Raw genomic sequence first — 19789 nt, 5'->3', positions numbered from 1 at the left:
AATTCAACTTAAATTATGGCAAGCAGGTTGAATAAAAGTGTTAGAGTATAACTCCAAAAGAAATGGAGGGACAGCAGTGACATATAGGTCTTCGGTTGAAATTATTACAGAGTGGGATATTGTTGCAGCTAGACAACTGGGGCGCAATGAAGCAAAAGCACTTGGATTTGGCACTGTTGATCAAGCCCGCATCACCACGGCAATTAGTGAATTAGCACGAAATATATATTTATATGCAAGTAAAGGCGTCATAGAAATTGAAAGGGTTGAGGCGGATACTGAAAAGAAAATAGTTGTTGTTGCAATAGATCAAGGGCCTGGTATTAAAGATGTTCGTAAAGTAATGGAGGATGGTTATTCCACCTCGGGGGGGCTAGGTGCTGGTTTGCCAGGTGTTAAACGATTGATGGATAGTTTAGATATTCAATCTGTCATTGGAGAGGGAACAACAATAAGAGCGGAAAAATGGTTGCGTTAGGACGTGAAGAAAACTGAAACAATTAGAAGCTCAGTATAAAAAAATATTAGCAGATTATATGGTCAACCAAACAGAAAGAAATTTATATATCGCTCAGAACTTCACACGTCAGTTAATTCAAAAAAATATCTCTCCCGAGGATGTTATTAGCATTCATAAAAATGCTGTAGAACAAATATTTCCGAATCAAATGAACGACTCACAGCCTGCTTATGATTTTTTGATTGAAGTAATGGTGCATTATGGAATGGCACATAGAGAGCATCAAAGTTTACTTCAAAAGCAAGCTGAATATGAAATGGAAATGAAAATAGCGACAAACATCCAAAAAACATTATTGAAAACTTATGTGCCGAATATGCAAAATATTGATATAGGTATGATTTCAGTACCTATTCGAAAAATGAACGGCGATTATGTACATTTTTTTCATGATGGAGAAGAATATTTGAGTGTGGCTGTGACAGATGTTGTCGGTAAAGGAGTTCCTGCTGCTTTATGTATGTCGATGGTGAAATATGGACTTGAAACATTGGTATATGCATATAAAGATCCCTCATATGTTTTAGAAGTTATTAATAGGGTAATAGAAAAAGGTGTGGATGACAGTATGTTTGTTTCGATGTTTTATGGTTGCTTAGATGTAGAGCAAAACATTTTTTCTTATGCTTCGGCAGGCCATGAACCAGCTTTACATTATAGTGCAAAGAACGATCAGTTCTTTACCTTAGAGGCTAAAGGTTTACTACTGGGTGTATTGTCTGAAACAAACTATACGTTTCATGAAATTGTTTTAGAAGAAAATGATTTGATTATTATGATGACCGACGGTGTGACAGAATTTAGAGTGAAAGAGGAATTAAATTCGCGAGAGGTAATCACAACTTTAATAAAGGAAAATAGACATTTATCTGCCCAGCAATTGTGTCAGCTCCTTTATAAGGAAATAGAGAGAGTGCAAAATTTTAAACTATTTGATGATTTTACTGTAGTTATTTTAAAAAAATAGGTTTAAGTTTTAATTGAACAGGGTACAGAAAATAGTCTAACAAATATGGTGGAGGTGTGCTGTATGGACGTAACGATACATTTTAAAGAAATTGATCATAAATTATTTGGCTTTGTTGAGGGTGAGATTGATACGTTTACTGCTTCAGGATTACGAGAGGAATTAGAAGCTGTAAAGATTACAGAGGGTTTAGAAATTGAACTTGATTTATCAAAGGTAAATTACATGGATAGTACAGGGCTTGGGATTTTTGTTGCCTTTTATAAGAGAGCATTACGTGAAAATGGTAAAGTAAAGCTCGTTGGTTTATCGAATAGGTTACAAAGATTATTTGAAATTACTGGTCTTAGTGATTTGATGGATATCGAAACTGATAAAAAGGTGGAATTAAGATAATGAAGGAATTTGACTATATTGAAATTAGAGTTCCTGCTAAACCGCAATTTGTCAGTGTCATTCGATTAACTGTCTCGGGCTTAGCGAGTAGGATTGGTTTTAATTATGATGATATTGAAGATTTAAAAATTGCAGCAAGTGAGGCTGTGACAAATGTTGTTCACCATGCTTATAAAGACGAAGAAGAGGGTGAAATTGTCATCGGGTGTGCGCTGTATGACAATAAAATGGAAATGATGATTGCAGATTACGGCAATAGTTTTAATTTTGAAGAGATTAAATCTAAGATTGGGCCGTATCATCCTGAAGAAAGTATTGCAGGGCTAAGAGAAGGTGGTTTGGGGCTTTATTTAATGGAAACTTTGATGGATGAGGTGATGATCAATAACGATGGTGGCGTAACTGTCTTCATGACAAAGTATGTCACTAGGGAGCAGGTGGAGAAAAATGTCGAAAGAATCACTACATAAATCTTCATCTAAAGAAGATGTACTTAAGTGGATTGAATTGTACCAGTCAACAGAGGATGATGAAGCACAAACCAATTTAGTGATTCATTATCGATATCTAGTTGAATCTATAGCTCGTAAATATTCGAATGGTAAATCTTATTATGATGATATTGTTCAAGTAGGGATGCTGGGATTGTTAGGTGCAATAAGACGTTTTGATCCGAATGTTGGTCGTAGTTTTGAAGCTTTTGCGGTGCCAACAATTGTTGGGGAAATCAAACGTTTTTTACGTGATAAAACATGGGATGTGCATGTGCCTAGACGTATAAAGGAACTTGGGCCGAGGATTAAATCAACGGTGGAGGCGCTGACAAGTGAGTTGCAGCGTTCTCCATCCATTAAAGATATTGCTGAACGATTAGAAGTAGCAGAAGAAGAGGTACTCGAAGCTATGGAAATGAGCCGTAGTTATCAAGCTCTTTCTATGGACCATTCGATAGAGTCAGACTCAGACGGTAGTACAGTCACGTTATTCGATATTTTAGGCAGGGAAGACGATGGCTATGAAATGACAAATAAACGAATGATTGTTCAAGATGCGCTGGTCGTTTTGAATGAGAGGGAAAAACAAATTATTCAGCTTACATATCTAGAGCAACTTAGTCAAAAAGAAGCTGGAGAACGATTAGGGATTTCTCAAATGCATGTATCGAGGATACAAAGGAAAGCAATAAAGAAATTACAAGAGGCTATTCTAGCAAGTGGCGGTGTTTCGCTCTAATCTTTCGTGGGTGTTTAATGAAAAATACCTTTAAAGTGAATGGAAATAGTCTACTCATATTCGTCTGAGTAGACTATTTTTTTGCATTTTTAGTAAAGTGTAATGGTAAAATGAAAAGAAAAAGGTAGTGATGATGTGGAGCAAAAGCAAATGTTACAGCTCATTGCAAAGGATGTAACAGTCAAACCAGGGCAAGTAGAGGCTGTAATTAACTTATTAGAAGAGGGAAATACGGTACCATTTATTGCGCGCTATCGAAAAGAGGTTACAGGATCACTCGATGAGGTGCAAATTAAAGCTGTAGAAGATCGTTATCACTACATACAGCAACTTGAACAACGAAAAGAAGAAGTTATACGATTAATCCAAGAGCAAGAAAAGCTTACACCAGAATTAGAGCAGGCTATTCTTTCTGCAACAATCTTACAACGTGTTGAGGATTTATATAGACCTTATAAGCAAAAACGACGTACAAAGGCGACGATTGCAAAAGAGAAAGGTTTAGAGCCTCTTGCAGATCTCTTATTAGCATTTAGTGATGATGCATTAGAGCAATTAGCAACTGACTTTGTGGACAATGAACAAGTTGCCAATACGGAAGAAGCCCTAATAGGAGCTCGAGATATATTAGCAGAACGCTTTGCGGACGATGCCTCTATTCGTGAAAAAATCCGAGCTTATTCATGGAAAGATGGAATTCTTGTGACGTCTGTGAAAAATACAGAAATCGACAAGAAAAATGTTTTTGAAATGTATTACGCATATGAAGAGCCTGTTAGTCGCATTGTACCACACCGTATTTTAGCGATAAACCGAGGAGAGAAAGAAGAAATCTTAAAGGTTTCTATTCATGTGCCGGTGGACCGAGTATTAATGATTATGTGGAAAGAATGGATACCTGCAACTGGTTCGTCTCCTGCTATTGCAGAAGTTAAACTAGCAATCGAGGATTCGTACAAGCGTTTAATTCAGCCTTCAATTGAAAGGGAATTACGAAACGAGCTTACAGAAAAAGCTGAGGCACAGGCTATTCATATTTTTTCCGAAAATTTACGTAACCTATTGCTACAGCCACCTATGAAAGGTAAATATGTTTTAGGGGTTGATCCAGCTTACCGTACAGGTTGCAAGCTAGCAGTTGTAGATGAAACTGGGAAAATGCTTGAGGTTACAGCTATTTACCCACATCCACCGAAACCAGATGTAGCAAAATCCAAAGCTATTGTAAAAGGAATTTTGGCAAAGTATCCAATAAGTATAATTGCCATTGGTAATGGTACAGCATCTCGAGAGACAGAACAATTTATCGCGGATGTATTAAACGAGCTTACTACTGACATAGCCTATGTGATTGTCAATGAAGCGGGGGCATCTGTTTATTCAGCGTCTGAAATTGCACGTACAGAATTTCCTGATTTACAGGTTGAACAACGTAGTGCTGTCTCCATTGCACGTCGCTTACAGGATCCTTTATCAGAGTTAGTGAAAATTGAACCAAAAGCTGTGGGTGTAGGTCAGTATCAGCATGATGTTTCTCAAAAAAAATTAAATGAATCACTATCTTTTATAGTAGAAACTGCTGTTAACCAAGTTGGTGTTGATGTAAATACGGCTTCATCATCACTCTTACAATACGTTTCTGGTCTATCAAAAACTGTTGCGGAGAATATCGTAAAGACGCGAGAGGAAAATGGTCAATTTACTACACGTGCGCAATTAAAGAAGATTCCAAGGTTAGGCGCCAAAACGTATGAACAAGCTATTGGTTTCCTACGTGTCCCAGAAGCAAAAAATCCGTTTGATGCTACAGGTATTCACCCTGAGAGCTATGCTCTTGCTGAGCAAATATTAGCAGAGGCTCAAATAGATAAAAAAGAGTTAGGGACACAGAAGGCAGAGGAAGCTATTGCAGCACTAAATATCCAAAAGTTAAGTGATGTGCTGGGAGTAGGAGTCGTGACAATTCAAGATATCGTGGATACTTTAATGAAACCTAGTCGTGACCCACGTGATGCATTCCCACAACCATTGCTTAAGACTGATGTATTAAAAATGGAAGATTTAAAAGTAGGTATGGAATTGCAGGGAACGGTAAGAAATGTAGTAGATTTCGGCGCATTTGTTGACATTGGCGTGAAGCAAGATGGACTTGTGCATATTTCTAAACTCCAAAATAAACGTATTAAGCATCCATTAGAAGTTGTGGCGCTTGGGGATATTGTAACTGTCTGGGTTGAACAAATAGATGTAACGAAAGGACGTATCTCTTTAACGATGCTTCCACCTAAAAATCAAGTATTAGTTTGAGTACTAAATTTTTGCCACACTGTCTATACTACGCAGTGTGGTATTCTTGTTGTTAGAGGTGATTACTATGGACAATCAAGAATTACAAGAGCTTGTTCGTCGCTTATCTTTAGAAAACTTTCAGAGGCCATTTCTGCATCAAGCCTACTTTAATGCGAGATTACGTTCAACGGGAGGACGATATCTTTTACAATCCCATAATATTGAGATTAATCCTAAAGCCTATGAGTTATATGGTTTGGAGGAAATTCAAGGTATTGTTTTACACGAATTATGCCATTATCACCTACATATTGAAGGTAAAGGGTATCAGCATCGAGATAAAGATTTTAGAGAATTATTAAGGAAAGTAGATGCCCCCCGATTTTGTGCAGTTTTACATGTCTCTAAAGCTACAGTTAAAAAACAGCGACGACGCTATACATATACTTGTGTCAATTGCCACCAATTATATATACGGAAAATAAAAATGAATGTTGAAAAGTATTGTTGCAGTAAGTGTTTGGGGAAATTAAAATTAGTGGAGTAAAAAAAGTTTGAAAAATAGTTGACGTTTTGTTGAGTTGTCCCTATAATAGTAAAAGTCGACAAGATAACGGCGACAACATAACATGAATTATTCCGAAGTAGCTCAGTTGGTAGTAGCACCTGACTGTTAATCAGGTTGTCGCAGGTTCGAGTCCTGCCTTCGGAGCCATGGCCCCTTGGTCAAGTGGTTAAGACACCGCCCTTTCACGGCGGTAACACGGGTTCGAATCCCGTAGGGGTCATTTTTCATAATTTAATGTAAATAATATTTTGGTCCCGTGGTGTAGCGGTTAACATGCCTGCCTGTCACGCAGGAGATCGCCGGTTCGATCCCGGTCGGGACCGCCACTTATTGGGGTATAGCCAAGCGGTAAGGCAACGGATTTTGATTCCGTCATGCCTAGGTTCGAATCCTAGTACCCCAGCCATTCATTTCTTAATTCGAGCCATTAGCTCAGTTGGTAGAGCATCTGACTTTTAATCAGAGGGTCGAAGGTTCGAGTCCTTCATGGCTCATCTCTTTAAGAAAAAGAGTTGACTTTTCGAATTATCATAGTATAATAAAAAAGTTACTAATCGAATGCGGTCGTGGCGGAACGGCAGACGCGCTAGGTTGAGGGCCTAGTGGGGGCAACCCCGTGGAGGTTCAAGTCCTCTCGGCCGCACCAAGTCAATTAATTTCATATGCGCCCGTAGCTCAATTGGATAGAGCGTCTGACTACGGATCAGAAGGTTGTGGGTTCGACTCCTGCCGGGCGCGCCATTTTTAAGAAAATATATGCGGGTGTAGTTTAATGGTAAAACCTCAGCCTTCCAAGCTGATGTCGTGAGTTCGATTCTCATCACCCGCTCCAAAAAAAGTATTGACAACCTCTTGGTTGTATGATAAATTTAAATAGTTGTCCAAAAGGGCAACGACATGAACCTTGAAAACTGAACAAGCAAAACGTAATCAATAAAGTTTTAAGTAGCTAGTTTAGCTAGTGAACGAAACACAATTTTGGACATCAAACATGATGCCAGCAAAACAATTTGAGCTAATCAAATTTCTTTTATGGAGAGTTTGATCCTGGCTCAGGACGAACGCTGGCGGCGTGCCTAATACATGCAAGTCGAGCGAACAGAAAAGGAGCTTGCTCCTTTGACGTTAGCGGCGGACGGGTGAGTAACACGTGGGCAACCTACCCTATAGTTTGGGATAACTCCGGGAAACCGGGGCTAATACCGAATAACCTCTTTTACTTCATGGTGAAAGACTGAAAGACGGTTTCGGCTGTCGCTATAGGATGGGCCCGCGGCGCATTAGCTAGTTGGTGAGGTAACGGCTCACCAAGGCGACGATGCGTAGCCGACCTGAGAGGGTGATCGGCCACACTGGGACTGAGACACGGCCCAGACTCCTACGGGAGGCAGCAGTAGGGAATCTTCCACAATGGGCGAAAGCCTGATGGAGCAACGCCGCGTGAGTGAAGAAGGTTTTCGGATCGTAAAACTCTGTTGTAAGGGAAGAACAAGTACAGTAGTAACTGGCTGTACCTTGACGGTACCTTATTAGAAAGCCACGGCTAACTACGTGCCAGCAGCCGCGGTAATACGTAGGTGGCAAGCGTTGTCCGGAATTATTGGGCGTAAAGCGCGCGCAGGCGGTCCTTTAAGTCTGATGTGAAAGCCCACGGCTCAACCGTGGAGGGTCATTGGAAACTGGGGGACTTGAGTGCAGAAGAGGAAAGTGGAATTCCAAGTGTAGCGGTGAAATGCGTAGAGATTTGGAGGAACACCAGTGGCGAAGGCGACTTTCTGGTCTGTAACTGACGCTGAGGCGCGAAAGCGTGGGGAGCAAACAGGATTAGATACCCTGGTAGTCCACGCCGTAAACGATGAGTGCTAAGTGTTAGGGGGTTTCCGCCCCTTAGTGCTGCAGCTAACGCATTAAGCACTCCGCCTGGGGAGTACGGTCGCAAGACTGAAACTCAAAGGAATTGACGGGGGCCCGCACAAGCGGTGGAGCATGTGGTTTAATTCGAAGCAACGCGAAGAACCTTACCAGGTCTTGACATCCCGTTGACCACTGTAGAGATATAGTTTCCCCTTCGGGGGCAACGGTGACAGGTGGTGCATGGTTGTCGTCAGCTCGTGTCGTGAGATGTTGGGTTAAGTCCCGCAACGAGCGCAACCCTTGATCTTAGTTGCCATCATTTAGTTGGGCACTCTAAGGTGACTGCCGGTGACAAACCGGAGGAAGGTGGGGATGACGTCAAATCATCATGCCCCTTATGACCTGGGCTACACACGTGCTACAATGGACGATACAAACGGTTGCCAACTCGCGAGAGGGAGCTAATCCGATAAAGTCGTTCTCAGTTCGGATTGTAGGCTGCAACTCGCCTACATGAAGCCGGAATCGCTAGTAATCGCGGATCAGCATGCCGCGGTGAATACGTTCCCGGGCCTTGTACACACCGCCCGTCACACCACGAGAGTTTGTAACACCCGAAGTCGGTGAGGTAACCTTTTGGAGCCAGCCGCCGAAGGTGGGATAGATGATTGGGGTGAAGTCGTAACAAGGTAGCCGTATCGGAAGGTGCGGCTGGATCACCTCCTTTCTAAGGATTATTTCGGAATACAAACCTTGGGTTTGTACGATTACGTTTTGCGTTCAGTTTTGAAGGTTCATTCTATCTGAATGAAACACTTCAAAACTTGTTCTTTGAAAACTGGATAAAACGACATTGAAATTGTAACAAACACATTTATTTTTTAAGTTTTTTATAGGCTTAATAACTTGGTTAAGTTATTAAGGGCGCACGGCGAATGCCTTGGCACTAGGAGCCGAAGAAGGACGGCACTAACACCGATATGCTTCGGGGAGCTGTAAGTGAGCTTTGATCCGGAGATTTCCGAATGGGGGAACCCACTACGTTTAATCGCGTAGTATCTTGACGTGAATACATAGCGTCTTGAAGGCAGACCCAGGGAACTGAAACATCTAAGTACCTGGAGGAAGAGAAAGAAAAATCGATTCCCTGAGTAGCGGCGAGCGAAACGGGAAGAGCCCAAACCAAGAGGCTTGCCTCTTGGGGTTGTAGGACACTCAATACGGAGTTACAAAAGAGCGAGTTAGATGAAGCGACTTGGAAAGGTCCGCCAGAGCAGGTAAAAGCCCTGTAGTCGAAAGTTCGTTCTCTCCTGAGTGGATCCTGAGTACGGCGGAACACGTGAAATTCCGTCGGAATCCGGGAGGACCATCTCCCAAGGCTAAATACTACCTAGTGACCGATAGTGAACCAGTACCGTGAGGGAAAGGTGAAAAGCACCCCGGAAGGGGAGTGAAAGAGATCCTGAAACCGTGTGCCTACAAGTAGTTAGAGCCCGTTAATGGGTGATAGCGTGCCTTTTGTAGAATGAACCGGCGAGTTACGATTACGTGCAAGGTTAAGCTTTAGAAGGCGGAGCCGCAGCGAAAGCGAGTCTGAATAGGGCGAAATAGTACGTGGTCGTAGACCCGAAACCAGGTGATCTACCCATGTCCAGGGTGAAGGTGAGGTAACACTTACTGGAGGCCCGAACCCACGCACGTTGAAAAGTGCGGGGATGAGGTGTGGGTAGCGGAGAAATTCCAATCGAACTTGGAGATAGCTGGTTCTCTCCGAAATAGCTTTAGGGCTAGCCTCGTGATGAGAATACTGGAGGTAGAGCACTGTTTGGACTAGGGGGCCATCCCGGTTTACCGAATTCAGACAAACTCCGAATGCCAGATATTTATACACGGGAGTCAGACTGCGAGTGATAAGATCCGTAGTCAAAAGGGAAACAGCCCAGACCACCAGCTAAGGTCCCAAAGTAATCGTTAAGTGGAAAAGGATGTGGCGTTGCACAGACAACCAGGATGTTGGCTTAGAAGCAGCCATCATTTAAAGAGTGCGTAATAGCTCACTGGTCGAGTGACGCTGCGCCGAAAATGTATCGGGGCTAAACGATTCACCGAAGCTGTGGATTGACATCTACGATGTCAGTGGTAGGAGAGCGTTCTAAGTGCGTTGAAGTCAGACCGGAAGGACTGGTGGAGCGCTTAGAAGTGAGAATGCCGGTATGAGTAGCGAAAGACGGGTGAGAATCCCGTCCACCGTATGACTAAGGTTTCCTGAGGAAGGCTCGTCCGCTCAGGGTTAGTCGGGACCTAAGCCGAGGCCGATAGGCGTAGGCGATGGACAACAGGTTGATATTCCTGTACCACCTCCTCACCGTTTGAGAAATGGGGGGACGCAGTAGGATAGGGTAAGCGCGCCGTTGGTTGTGCGCGTCCAAGCAGTAAGGCGTGTGTGTAGGCAAATCCGCACACTGTAACGTTGAGCTGTGATGGCGAGTCCGTATGGACGAAGTTCCTGATTTCACACTGCCAAGAAAAGCCTCTATCGAGGTGAGAGGTGCCCGTACCGCAAACCGACACAGGTAGTCGAGGAGAGAATCCTAAGGTGTGCGAGAGAACTCTCGTTAAGGAACTCGGCAAAATGACCCCGTAACTTCGGGAGAAGGGGTGCTCTTGAGCGTGCAAGCGCATGAGAGCCGCAGTGAATAGGCCCAGGCGACTGTTTAGCAAAAACACAGGTCTCTGCAAAACCGTAAGGTGACGTATAGGGGCTGACGCCTGCCCGGTGCTGGAAGGTTAAGAGGAGTGGTTAGCGCAAGCGAAGCTGCGAATTGAAGCCCCAGTAAACGGCGGCCGTAACTATAACGGTCCTAAGGTAGCGAAATTCCTTGTCGGGTAAGTTCCGACCCGCACGAAAGGCGTAACGATCTGGGCACTGTCTCAACGAGAGACTCGGTGAAATTATAGTACCTGTGAAGATGCAGGTTACCCGCGACAGGACGGAAAGACCCCGTGGAGCTTTACTGTAGCCTGATATTGAATTTTGGTACAACTTGTACAGGATAGGTAGGAGCCAGAGATCTCGGAGCGCCAGCTTCGAAGGAGGCGTCGGTGGGATACTACCCTGGTTGTATTGAAATTCTAACCCATGCCCCTTAGCGGGGCAGGAGACAGTGTCAGGCGGACAGTTTGACTGGGGCGGTCGCCTCCTAAAAGGTAACGGAGGCGCCCAAAGGTTCCCTCAGAATGGTTGGAAATCATTCGTAGAGTGTAAAGGCACAAGGGAGCTTGACTGCGAGACCTACAAGTCGAGCAGGGTCGAAAGACGGGCTTAGTGATCCGGTGGTTCCGCATGGAAGGGCCATCGCTCAACGGATAAAAGCTACCCCGGGGATAACAGGCTTATCTCCCCCAAGAGTCCACATCGACGGGGAGGTTTGGCACCTCGATGTCGGCTCATCGCATCCTGGGGCTGTAGTCGGTCCCAAGGGTTGGGCTGTTCGCCCATTAAAGCGGTACGCGAGCTGGGTTCAGAACGTCGTGAGACAGTTCGGTCCCTATCCGTCGTGGGCGTAGGAAATTTGAGAGGAGCTGTCCTTAGTACGAGAGGACCGGGATGGACACACCGCTGGTGTACCAGTTGTCTTGCCAAAGGCATCGCTGGGTAGCTATGTGTGGACGGGATAAGTGCTGAAAGCATCTAAGCATGAAGCCCCCCTCAAGATGAGATTTCCCATTACGCAAGTAAGTAAGATCCCTCAAAGACGATGAGGTAGATAGGTTCGAGGTGAAAGTGTGGTGACACATGGAGCTGACGAATACTAATCGATCGAGGACTTAACCAAAAAAAGTTTGAAACATTCAATGCACCGTTTATCCAGTTTTGAAAGAACAAATCTTTCAATAAAAAAGAGAGCTTCAAGACACAAGTAGTACAAGGAAGCAAACGAGTGATTGAAGGAGCGTACTTTTGTACGTGACTGATTGAACGAGAGCAGCTGACGCAGTAATACGCCGTGTATTGGAGGTCGAATAAGTCTAGTGATGATGGCAAAGAGGTCACACCCGTTCCCATACCGAACACGGAAGTTAAGCTCTTTAGCGCCGATGGTAGTTGGGGGCTTCCCCCTGTGAGAGTAGGACGTCGCTAGGCAACAAAAACAGTCAGCTGAGTGCTGACTGTTTTTTATTTCATACTTATTTCTTCTTTTTAAATCTATCACTGTATGCAATCCAAAAATCGGCGTTTTCAATGCCAACCTCACGTGGATCGAAAATAGGATCCAGGCCTGCCTTCTTTTGACGATCATAATCACGCAAAACTTTAATAGCAGGTTTTGATAATAAAACGATTACAATAAAGTTTAAATAGCTCATACTTCCGAATCCAATATCCCCCAATCCCCACATAAGGCTCACAGATTGAATGCTTCCGATGTAAACGACTATTAAAAAAACTATTTTTAAAACGAATTTTAATATTGGATATTGTAATTTCTTATCTAGATATACAATTGTCGTTTCTGCTATATAATAGTATGCCATTAAAGTTGTAAAGGCAAAAAGGAAAATGGCAATGGCTACAAAACTACTTCCAAGATTATGAAATACAGTAGATACAGCGGCTTGCGTATAAGCAGTACCTGCAACAAGGCCTGGAACGTTCTCTACAAGCGGTGTTGTAGCGCCAGGAGGTGTTACATTATACATACCTGTTATTAAAATCATTAAAGCCGTTGCTGTGCAAACGATTATCGTATCAATATAAATCGAGAAACCTTGGACTAAACCTTGTTTAGCTGGGTGTGTTACTTCAGCGGCAGCTGAACTGAATGTTGCTTCACCTGCACCAGCCACATTTGAAAATACTGAACGTCTTACACCCCAGGCAATAGCCGCTCCAACGATACCTCCGAATATTTCATTTGTACCAAATGCGCTTGTAACGATTAATTTAAGCATTCCAGGAATTTCACTTAAATTAGCTCCTAAAATAATGATTGTTAATAGAACATAAGCAAGCGCCATAATTGGGACAACTTTATCTGCTACTCGTGCAATCCGCTTAATGCCACCAAAAATGATTAATGCTAAAAGTACAACAATAATTATACCTGTTACAAATGGTGGAAAATGAAATGCTGTATCAAATGAAGCAGCTATTGTGTTTGCTTGAATCCCTGGCACTAAAATTCCATACGAAATACAAATTACGATTGCTACAAAGATGGCAAATCCTTTTAATTTTAACCCTTTTTCAATATAATAGGGAGATCCACCACGATATTGATTATCCGCCTTTTCTTTGTATACTTGTGCTAAAGTTGATTCGATGAATGCACTTGCTCCACCGAGGAAGGCCATAACTCCCATCCAAAATACTGCACCGGGTCCCCCAGCAGCAATAGCAGTTGCCACCCCAGCAATATTACCAACCCCGACACGTCCAGACAACGCCATACAGAAAGCTTGAAAAGAAGAGATGCCTTCGTTCGTTTCCCCTCGTTGACGCAATAACCGTATCATCTCAGGAATATAACGAAATTGAACAGCTTTTGTAATAACAGTGAAATATAAGCCTACACCTAATGCTAAGTAAACGAGTGCATTTCCCCAAATGTAATCAACTAAAGTATTTACGATTGCTTCCATTTATTCTCCCCCTTAAAGAATCATTTCACAGCCCACATCCTTGTTTCTTCCTCTATCGTTCTATAGAAACCCTCCTTTCAACTTTTATTTCTACTAATGGATAATGCATTTTTTATGCCAATAATTGAGCTTCATGTTTTTTCGACAACGAAACGAATGGGTTAAGGCTATAAAAAAATAAAAAATCTTTCTCTTAAAAAGCTAGAGAAAGATTTTTTATAGGAACAATTGATTTAAAAACTGTATACACTTTTTTACTTTTGTCTAAAAAAATGGACATAATTAACTTAGCGTATGTGACAAAGTTTGTGACCATATTTCCTTCATTTTTTGACGACCTACTAAAACTTCCGGATGGAATTGGATATGGGCATTAGCCCTTGTTGTTTCTACATCTTCAATTGCTTGTTGAATGTCTAGTTGCGTAACGCTAGCACCTAACTTGGATGCAATAGTGAGGGCAGCAACTTTTCCTTGTGCGAATGCTACTTTTGCGCCTTCAATTCCTGTAATATTGCCCGCAACATGTAAGCCTGTTAAGTTCGTCTCCATTTGTTCATTATGTAGAGGGACGAATCCGCCTAATTGTTCAATATAATGGAAGGGGCAACCTGCTAAAGAGGCCAATTCTGCTAACGGATATAATCCTCCTGCGATACAAACAAAATCTACATCAATGCGTTTCTCACTGCCTGGAACAATAGAACCATCTATATTGACTGTTGCAAGAACAACACCTTCAACTTGGTCTTTACCCACAATTTCAATAACAGCTTTTCGCAACATAATTGGAATCCCCCACATTCTAACCCCATCTTTAGGATAGAATGTAATCCCAAGTTTCTTTAGGAATTCATTTTTCATAAACTTACTACCAATTTTTATAAGTGGAGAAGGGGCCATATGAGAAACATGCAATAAAGAATTCATTACCTCTAATGGATTACTACTATTAATTGTTAATAAATTGGCTGCAGGTAATGTGATAGCTGCCACTTGCACGTCAGCGATTTGCAACTCCATAGCAATTGCAGAAGAAAGCACATTAACACCAATAATAACGCCGCGCTTGCCGGGCTTTACCCGATGCACATTTGTCATGACTTGCGCAGCCCCTACAGACATCACACCAGGCAACGTCCATCCTGGAATAGGGAACGGTGATTCAGCGGCACCTGTAGCTAAGAGCAACTGCTTTGTATGGAAAACACCTTTATTCGTATGGAGTACCCAATCTTGATCTATTTTTTCTAAATCTGAAACTGACGTTTGTAAAGAAAACTCGACATTCAATTCTTTAGCACGAGCTAATAATCGTTCGGATTCTACTATGCCATTCCACCATTTATTTGGGCTTTCTTCGTAAAGTTGTCCAAGTAAACGTCCGCCTGCATAAAGGTACTCATCTATAACAACAACGCCAATATTTTTTTCAGCCAAAGTAATAGCTGCAGAAAGACCAGCAGGACCAGCACCGATAATAATTACTTTATTTCCCATGATGTTTCCTCCAATCACGTACCGTCGTTGGAAGTACTTTGCCACTCTTTACAACCATACCTTCAGTGACTGGCGTAATACATGCACGTTCTCCATCTAAGCCGTTGATATTTACACGGCATTCAAAGCAATGACCAATATTACAATAAATACCACGTGGATGACCGGTTTCCTCATGCACGCGTAATGTGCGGATATCTTGGGAAAGTAATGCAGCTGCTAATGATTCGCCTTTATATGCTTCGTATAATTGATCATCAAAAGTAAAAGATACTTTTTCCTTGTGTGGCAGATCTCCCAAAATAGGATGACTCATAATACGTTCTGTCATGATTTAACCTCCCCTAAATCCGCAAAACGCACCGGACGAATGGGCGCTTGGTATTTTAATGATATGTCATTATTGCTTCTTGGCTGATAGATATGTGCGATTTGGTCTACCATTGTACGACAAGTACGACCACCACAGTAGCCCATTCCCGCACGCGTACGTAATTTTAGTTCTCGTGCAGAACAATTATATTCAGATGCTGTTTTGACTAGTTCATCGAAGCTAACTTCTTCACAACGACATACCATCATAGTTTTATTTTGCATAGCCTACACCCCTAATACGCAATTTTTATTTACATATATAGTTACTGCAAAAACTATGCCAGATAATTTCTTTTATTATTTTAATCAGCATCCAACGAATGTATAAAGTATCAAACAATACGTGTATAAAAAATGGACAGTTTAAAAAAATTAGACATCTATATTTAGCCTTTTTAATCGGTTGTATAAAGTGGCGCGTGTAATGCCTAATTTTTTTGCACACATCTTTTTATTGCCATTCACAGAAGTCAGTTGTTGCAAAATAATTTCTCGCTCATAATGTTCAAGCTGTTCACTTAATTGGGTGCCATTGCTATGTGGTAAGTCTTTTGGTACCTCTAGTAGTTCTGCTTTAGGAACAGCCGCCAAAATATCGGCTGGTAAATCTTCTACATGAATGGCTCCCTCATTTGAAAAAACAACGAGCCGTTCTATAACATTACTAAGTTCACGTACATTTCCTGGCCACTGATAGTGTAATAGAATATTGACAATCTCAGGAGGAATTCCTTGAATAGGGCGGTTGTATTTAATCGATTTTTCATATAAAAAATAGTTACTAATTTCTAAAATATCTGATGCACGCTCTCGTAATGGGGGAACAGTGAAATTTACAACATTTAAACGATAATATAAATCTTCTCTAAATTTTCCTTCTGCTACTAATTGTTTTAAGTCCCTATTCGTAGCAGCAACTAAATTAAAATCAACATCCATTTCTTTTGTGCCACCGACAGCATAAAATGTTTTTTCTTGTAGCAATCGCAAAATTTTCACTTGCATGTCTAAAGGCATTTCCCCAATTTCATCTAGAAACAAGGTGCCGCCACGTGCTAACTCAACTTTCCCCTTTTTTCCTTTTTGATGGGCACCAGAAAAGGCCCCTTTTTCATAACCGAAAATCTCACTTTCAAATAAGCCACTTGGAATGGCCCCACAGTTGATTGCTACAAAGGGCGCTTCAGGTTTTTCTCGAATGGCATGGACGGCTCGAGCGAAAAGCTCTTTGCCGACCCCGCTTTCACCATATATTAAAATATTGGCTTCTGTTTCAGCGACTTTTTTTACTTTTTCAAGCACATTTTTAAGCTGTGGGCTATTGCCACGGATTAATGTAAAAGGATCATACGCTAAGCCATTCGTATTCATCTGTTTCTCTAAATTCAGTAATTTTTCCGATGTAATATGGAGCTCCTCGTTTAATTTTTTTACATGCGTAATATCTGTCTCTGCCACCACTGCGCCAATCGTTTTATCATTTAACATAACAGGATTTGAATTAATCATCACGACAAGATCTTCACGAGGAAAATGTTGTTGCTGATAAACGGATTTCCCATGCTGTAATGTATGTAATATTTCAAGTTGGTCTTCTTTAAAGAAATTCGTGATAGGTTGTCCAATAATATGATTGCCAGATACAGAAAAAATACTTTCGGCACCTTTTGTCCAATAAATGACGTTTTGATTACCATCAATGACAGTACATGATTCATTAATGGTTTCTAAAATAGTGTTTAAGTAAGCGTTAGTACACTCTAATTCATAGGCAAGATCATGCATTAAGGATTCTTTCCATAAATAACCTATATATTTTTTTTCTTCGTCACGCACAAGTAAATACTCATATTCCTCTAAATAATCAAGCGCTGTTTTGAGCGGACAATCCATACGAACAATTTGACAGGCGATATAGTTAATATCACTTTTTCGTTTGCCTCTTTTAACGGCATAAGGTTTGTCATTTTCAATAACAAAATACTGTATTTTATCATTATTCATTTTAGTAATGACTTCTTCTATAGGGATAAAAGCGAAATTTCGTTTTAGCATTTTATTCATAATTAAATGGTATGGATGCAATGTAAGTCCCCCTTCGTAACCGTGTGTCAAATTTTTTAGAATATTAAAATTTATTTTGACATATAGTGGCTTCTTAATCAAACAAATTTCAGATGTTTAGATTGGCATAGTTTTTGCACAATGTTAAGTGCTAGTTAAAAAAGGGGGGAGAACCTTGGGGACATCTCATCATGATATCGTTATTATTGGCGGAGGCATTATTGGAGCGGCAATTGCTTATTATTGTGCAAAGGCGGGACTTGAAATAACGGTACTCGAAAAAAATGAATTAGCGAGTGGTACATCTTCTCGTTGTGATGGCAATATTTTAGCCATTGATAAGGACCCGGGCTTTGATAGCCAAATGTCATTAGTAAGCCAACAATTAGTACATGACTTAGATAAAGACTTGGAAATTAAATTTGAATACCGTAACCCAGGAAGTATTCTTGTTTGTGAAAGTGAAGTAGAAATGGAAGCTGCACAGCAATGGGTGACACGGCAAAAACAAGCGGGTCTAGATTTTAAAATGTTAGACCGCGCAGATTTAAGAAATGAATCAAAGTTTTTTGCAGACGATTTATATGGTGGGCTTGAGTGTAAAACCGACTCAACAGTGAATCCGTATATGCTGACGTTTTCCATGTTCCATTCAGCAGAAAAATTAGGCGCAAACATAAGAAAACATACCGAAGTCAGAATGATTAAGAAGCAGTCAGATGGCACATTTTTAATCGATACAAATGTGGAGACGATGACGGCTAACAAAGTAATTAATGCTTGTGGTATTTGGGCTCCAAGCATTGGCCAGATGTTAGGCATCGATATTCCAATACAGCCGCGTAAAGGACACCTTATTGTGGCGTCTCGTCAAGAGCCAGTAGGTCTTCGCAAAGTGATGGAATTTGGCTATTTAATTTCTAAATTTGGTGGAGAGCGGATGGTGGATGCGGATATTGAAAAATACGGTGTGGCATTAGTTTTTGAACCAACCGAAGCACAAAATTTTTTAATCGGGAGTAGTCGTCAATTTGTTGGGTTTGATACAAAAGTCAATCATGATGTTGTCAAAATGATTGCAAGGCGTGCTATGCGCTTTTATCCGAAAATCGCCGATATGTCGATTATTCGTACATATTGTGGGTTAAGACCATGGACGGAGGATCATTTACCAATTATTTGTGAAGTAGAGCAAGTACCTGGCTTCTATATAGCGGCAGGTCATGAAGGGGACGGTATAAGCTTAGCTGCCGTTACAGGAAAACTCGTGCAAGAATTGCTGCAACATAAAAATACGTGTATTCCGACGGAGCCAGTTAATATGAATCGATTTCAGAAGGGAGTACTTCACACATGAAATTCCAAAAGCTATTTACCACAATTGATACCCATACAGGGGGCAATCCAACAAGGTCACTTATTAGTGGTATGCCGAAACTAAAAGGGGAAACGATGTCAGACAAAATGTTATATATGCAAAAACATTACGACTGGATACGCAAGTTTTTGATGAACGAACCCCGCGGCCATAGTGTTATGTCAGGTGCGATTATTACTGACCCTTGCCATCCAGATGCCGATCTTGGTGTTATTTATATCGAAACGGGTGGCTACTTACCAATGTGTGGACACGATACGATTGGTGTATGTACAGCACTTGTCGAAGCAAAATTAATAGACATTCAAACACCGTATACAAATATTACATTAGACACGCCAGCAGGTTTAATCGATGTACAAATTAAAGTAGAAGAAGGAATTGCGAAAGAAGTGACATTTAAAAATGTACCTTCATTTCTATTAAAAAAAGTGGATATTGAGGATCCAGAGCTAGGGACAGTTGAATGTGAAATAGCCTATGGGGGCAATTTTTATGGTATTGTCGATGCTCGTAAAATAGGTCTTGATTTATCAGTAGAAAATGCGACAGCAATCATTAATACAGGTATTCGTCTCCGAAATGCTGTCAATGCCAAAGAAAAGATTGTCCATCCTGAGTTTTCATTTATTGAGGGACTCACACATATGGAGTTTTATACGGATGCTACCAATGAATTAGCACATTTAAAAAATACAGTCGTTGTACCACCAGGTGGGATAGACCGGTCACCATGTGGTACAGGAACGTCAGCTAAAATTGCTACGCTTTATACGAAAAATGAGCTGGCAGTCAATGAACCATTTGTTTATGAAAGTATCGTAGGAACATTATTTACAGCACGTGTACTAGAGGAAGTAACAGTAGGTGATGGGGTGGCCGTTATCCCTGAAGTAACAGGGTCTGCATGGGTAATGGGCATGCATAAATTCTTTTACAATGAGCAAGATCCATTAAAAGAAGGCTATTTAATGATTCCACCGATGGATCACTAAAGGAGGA

General features: G+C 41.4%; 14 protein-coding genes, 8 tRNA genes and 3 rRNA genes. 20 read left to right on the top strand and 5 right to left on the bottom strand.

The genetic code is table 11. The features are described 5' to 3' along the window. Positions 1–76: 76 nt before the first annotated feature. The 18 genes from NP781_RS20070 to rrf all read left to right on the top strand — a co-directional run bounded on the left by NP781_RS20070 (position 77) and on the right by rrf (position 11971). Complete coding sequence (locus NP781_RS20070; RefSeq protein ID WP_221681409.1) at positions 77–478, top strand: anti-sigma regulatory factor; 402 nt, start codon at positions 77–79, stop codon at positions 476–478. Between the two features lie 58 nt (positions 479–536). Continuing rightward, positions 537–1487, top strand: coding sequence for a PP2C family protein-serine/threonine phosphatase (locus NP781_RS20065; protein ID WP_255601420.1), 951 nt, complete (start codon positions 537–539; stop codon positions 1485–1487). A 63-nt stretch (positions 1488–1550) separates the two neighbouring features. Then, positions 1551–1883 carry an STAS domain-containing protein gene (locus NP781_RS20060; RefSeq protein ID WP_004232057.1) on the top strand — a complete coding sequence of 111 codons (333 nt, stop codon included), beginning with the start codon at positions 1551–1553 and terminating at the stop codon, positions 1881–1883. Beyond that, on the top strand, positions 1883–2353 hold the full coding sequence (gene rsbW / locus NP781_RS20055; RefSeq protein WP_016993413.1) for an anti-sigma B factor RsbW: 471 nt from the start codon (positions 1883–1885) through the stop codon (positions 2351–2353). The genes NP781_RS20060 and rsbW overlap by 1 nt, the downstream gene beginning before the upstream one ends. Continuing rightward, the gene (sigB, locus tag NP781_RS20050) at positions 2331–3116 is read left to right on the top strand and encodes an RNA polymerase sigma factor SigB (RefSeq protein ID WP_221681407.1); all 786 of its coding nucleotides are present in this window, start codon (positions 2331–2333) and stop codon (positions 3114–3116) included. Before rsbW ends, sigB begins: the two co-directional genes overlap by 23 nt. Before the next feature lie 135 nt (positions 3117–3251). Further along, positions 3252–5423, top strand: coding sequence for a Tex family protein (locus tag NP781_RS20045; RefSeq protein ID WP_306828367.1), 2172 nt, complete (start codon positions 3252–3254; stop codon positions 5421–5423). 67 nt (positions 5424–5490) lie between these two features. Continuing rightward, positions 5491–5952 (top strand): SprT family protein, encoded by a 462-nt coding sequence (locus tag NP781_RS20040; RefSeq protein WP_257520667.1) that lies wholly within the window; start codon positions 5491–5493, stop codon positions 5950–5952. Between the two features lie 91 nt (positions 5953–6043). Continuing rightward, positions 6044–6120, top strand: a tRNA-Asn gene (locus tag NP781_RS20035). Between the two features lies 1 nt (position 6121). Next, positions 6122–6193: transfer RNA gene (locus NP781_RS20030), tRNA-Glu, on the top strand. Positions 6194–6223: 30 nt separating this feature from the next. After that, positions 6224–6299 (top strand) — tRNA-Asp (locus tag NP781_RS20025). 5 nt (positions 6300–6304) lie between these two features. Then, positions 6305–6379, top strand: a tRNA-Gln gene (locus NP781_RS20020). A 15-nt stretch (positions 6380–6394) separates the two neighbouring features. Beyond that, positions 6395–6467, top strand: a tRNA-Lys gene (locus tag NP781_RS20015). 66 nt (positions 6468–6533) lie between these two features. Then, positions 6534–6619: transfer RNA gene (locus NP781_RS20010), tRNA-Leu, on the top strand. A gap of 18 nt (positions 6620–6637) precedes the next feature. Next, positions 6638–6714, top strand: a tRNA-Arg gene (locus NP781_RS20005). Between the two features lie 17 nt (positions 6715–6731). Then, positions 6732–6805: transfer RNA gene (locus NP781_RS20000), tRNA-Gly, on the top strand. Between the two features lie 197 nt (positions 6806–7002). Further along, positions 7003–8554, top strand: a 16S ribosomal RNA gene (locus NP781_RS19995). Between the two features lie 181 nt (positions 8555–8735). Continuing rightward, positions 8736–11663, top strand: a 23S ribosomal RNA gene (locus NP781_RS19990). Positions 11664–11855: 192 nt separating this feature from the next. Continuing rightward, positions 11856–11971: ribosomal RNA gene (gene rrf, locus NP781_RS19985) — 5S ribosomal RNA — on the top strand. Together the 16S, 23S and 5S rRNA genes with 8 tRNA genes alongside form the textbook arrangement of a ribosomal RNA operon. A gap of 44 nt (positions 11972–12015) precedes the next feature. On the opposite strand, the gene NP781_RS19980 is transcribed toward rrf, so the two are convergent. The 5 genes from NP781_RS19980 to NP781_RS19960 all read right to left on the bottom strand — a co-directional run bounded on the left by NP781_RS19980 (position 12016) and on the right by NP781_RS19960 (position 17409). Further along, positions 12016–13470 carry an alanine/glycine:cation symporter family protein gene (locus tag NP781_RS19980; RefSeq protein ID WP_216486224.1) on the bottom strand — a complete coding sequence of 485 codons (1455 nt, stop codon included), beginning with the start codon at positions 13468–13470 and terminating at the stop codon, positions 12016–12018. A gap of 282 nt (positions 13471–13752) precedes the next feature. Beyond that, the gene (locus NP781_RS19975) at positions 13753–14970 is read right to left on the bottom strand and encodes an NAD(P)/FAD-dependent oxidoreductase (protein ID WP_221683033.1); all 1218 of its coding nucleotides are present in this window, start codon (positions 14968–14970) and stop codon (positions 13753–13755) included. Beyond that, a complete protein-coding gene (locus NP781_RS19970; protein WP_221683032.1) occupies positions 14960–15301 on the bottom strand; it encodes a (2Fe-2S)-binding protein in 342 nt (113 codons plus the stop codon). Before NP781_RS19970 ends, NP781_RS19975 begins: the two co-directional genes overlap by 11 nt. Continuing rightward, the gene (locus tag NP781_RS19965) at positions 15298–15567 is read right to left on the bottom strand and encodes a (2Fe-2S)-binding protein (RefSeq protein ID WP_004224294.1); all 270 of its coding nucleotides are present in this window, start codon (positions 15565–15567) and stop codon (positions 15298–15300) included. Before NP781_RS19965 ends, NP781_RS19970 begins: the two co-directional genes overlap by 4 nt. A 150-nt stretch (positions 15568–15717) precedes the next feature. Continuing rightward, positions 15718–17409, bottom strand: a complete 1692-nt coding sequence (locus tag NP781_RS19960) for a sigma-54 interaction domain-containing protein (protein WP_373880558.1) — start codon at positions 17407–17409, stop codon at positions 15718–15720. A 175-nt stretch (positions 17410–17584) separates the two neighbouring features. On the opposite strand from NP781_RS19960, the gene NP781_RS19955 reads away from it, so the two are divergent. Together NP781_RS19955 and NP781_RS19950 are read left to right on the top strand one after the other, a co-directional pair. After that, on the top strand, positions 17585–18766 hold the full coding sequence (locus tag NP781_RS19955) for an NAD(P)/FAD-dependent oxidoreductase (protein ID WP_004224299.1): 1182 nt from the start codon (positions 17585–17587) through the stop codon (positions 18764–18766). Further along, on the top strand, positions 18763–19782 hold the full coding sequence (locus NP781_RS19950; RefSeq protein WP_004224302.1) for a proline racemase family protein: 1020 nt from the start codon (positions 18763–18765) through the stop codon (positions 19780–19782). Before NP781_RS19955 ends, NP781_RS19950 begins: the two co-directional genes overlap by 4 nt. The last annotated feature ends 7 nt before the right edge of the window (positions 19783–19789 follow it).

Origin of the sequence: Lysinibacillus sp. FN11 (assembly GCF_024628845.1) — a bacterium.
GTDB lineage: Bacteria > Bacillota > Bacilli > Bacillales_A > Planococcaceae > Lysinibacillus > Lysinibacillus capsici.
The sequence above is the reverse complement of the archived record's forward strand: the minus strand, read 5'-3'. Positions and strand labels throughout refer to the sequence as shown.

Coding starts and splice junctions, on each gene's coding strand:
- NP781_RS20065 (WP_255601420.1), top strand. CDS start 537: ATGGTCAACCAAACAGAAAGAAATTTATATATCGCTCAGAACTTCACA.
- NP781_RS20060 (WP_004232057.1), top strand. CDS start 1,551: ATGGACGTAACGATACATTTTAAAGAAATTGATCATAAATTATTTGGC.
- rsbW (WP_016993413.1), top strand. CDS start 1,883: ATGAAGGAATTTGACTATATTGAAATTAGAGTTCCTGCTAAACCGCAA.
- sigB (WP_221681407.1), top strand. CDS start 2,331: ATGTCGAAAGAATCACTACATAAATCTTCATCTAAAGAAGATGTACTT.
- NP781_RS20040 (WP_257520667.1), top strand. CDS start 5,491: ATGGACAATCAAGAATTACAAGAGCTTGTTCGTCGCTTATCTTTAGAA.
- NP781_RS19980 (WP_216486224.1), bottom strand. CDS start 13,470: ATGGAAGCAATCGTAAATACTTTAGTTGATTACATTTGGGGAAATGCA.
- NP781_RS19975 (WP_221683033.1), bottom strand. CDS start 14,970: ATGGGAAATAAAGTAATTATTATCGGTGCTGGTCCTGCTGGTCTTTCT.
- NP781_RS19970 (WP_221683032.1), bottom strand. CDS start 15,301: ATGACAGAACGTATTATGAGTCATCCTATTTTGGGAGATCTGCCACAC.
- NP781_RS19965 (WP_004224294.1), bottom strand. CDS start 15,567: ATGCAAAATAAAACTATGATGGTATGTCGTTGTGAAGAAGTTAGCTTC.
- NP781_RS19960 (WP_373880558.1), bottom strand. CDS start 17,409: ATGAATAAAATGCTAAAACGAAATTTCGCTTTTATCCCTATAGAAGAA.
- NP781_RS19950 (WP_004224302.1), top strand. CDS start 18,763: ATGAAATTCCAAAAGCTATTTACCACAATTGATACCCATACAGGGGGC.